This is a genomic window from Candidatus Dedyshia acidiphila (genome assembly GCF_051025295.1).
Lineage (GTDB): Bacteria > Acidobacteriota > Terriglobia > Terriglobales > Acidobacteriaceae > KBS-83.
In genome coordinates, this window is sequence record NZ_JBMGJV010000169.1 from 1 (window position 1) to 249 (window position 249).

Consider the following 249-nt stretch of genomic DNA (forward strand, 5'->3'; position numbering starts at 1 on the left):
CCTGAAAGACCTGAACCGTGAGCGCGATGCCGTCACCGCCTTCACGCGCGCCGTTGAGCTCCGCCCGGATCCGGGCATCGCGTTCAAGCTCGGCTCGACCTACCTTGCCCTCCACGAGAAGAAAAAAAGCCGACGCTCTCTTCGCGCAACTAATCAAGGCCGCCGGTGGCAATGCGATCTGGTCTATCGCAATCGGGGATGCCTATCGCGATAGTGGGTTCAACGAGGACGCGATTGCCAACTTCAAGC

At 60.2% G+C, this 249-nt stretch carries 1 protein-coding gene; it reads left to right on the forward strand.

All coding sequences use genetic code 11. The annotated features are described in order from the left end of the window. On the forward strand, positions 1-214 hold a 214-nt coding region (locus AC5IJH_RS18510; protein ID WP_491904287.1), incomplete at its 5' end, for a hypothetical protein. Positions 215-249: the final 35 nt, after the last annotated feature.